Consider the following 579-nt stretch of genomic DNA (forward strand, 5'->3'; position numbering starts at 1 on the left):
GCAGCACACACCACCCTGCATCCGCAACGGCTCCTGATGACCCCTCAACCACGCTGACTTCCCACACGCACGCCCCCGACAGCCGTTGCCGCCCCCAGGCCAGCGGGTCCGGTCGCTCGCACACCCCGCCTGGCCGCTTGCACAACCGACCAGCCGCTGTCGCACCCCGGCCGTCCCCTTCCGAGTCCCTGCCGCCCGCTCATGCGCCCGGGGCGTCCCCTCGCGTGCCCCGGCAGAGCGATTCCGCGCCCGATCAGCTGACGCCGTATACCCGACCAGCCGAGGAGGGCCGTCATGCCGGCCCCGACGACACCCCCACGGACCGTCGAACTCACCTCCCAGGCCTGGACCGAGGCCCGCTCCATGGCGGGCGACGGCCCGGACCACGGCCGGTGCCCGCCGGGCGACCGGCTGGTGGCCGCCGCGCTGCGGGCACACAGCACGCTGTCGGCCGGCCTCGGACATCCCCTACGGCGCCGGCGCCCCCGCGGTCGTCGCGGAACCCTTCGCCTGGAAGGAACCCGAGACCCTCATCGGGGCCGTGACCGGCGACTGACAGCTCACCCACCCGGCCGGGAC

General features: G+C 75.0%; 1 protein-coding gene. It reads left to right on the forward strand.

Annotation, left to right across the window (positions count from 1 at the left end):
- Positions 1–294: 294 nt before the first annotated feature.
- Positions 295–579, forward strand: a 285-nt coding sequence (locus tag TN53_RS48890; RefSeq protein ID WP_234441857.1) for a hypothetical protein, incomplete at its 3' end; no start/stop codon positions are given.

Origin of the sequence: Streptomyces sp. WM6386, assembly GCF_000972385.1 — a bacterium.
Classification (GTDB): domain Bacteria; phylum Actinomycetota; class Actinomycetes; order Streptomycetales; family Streptomycetaceae; genus Streptomyces.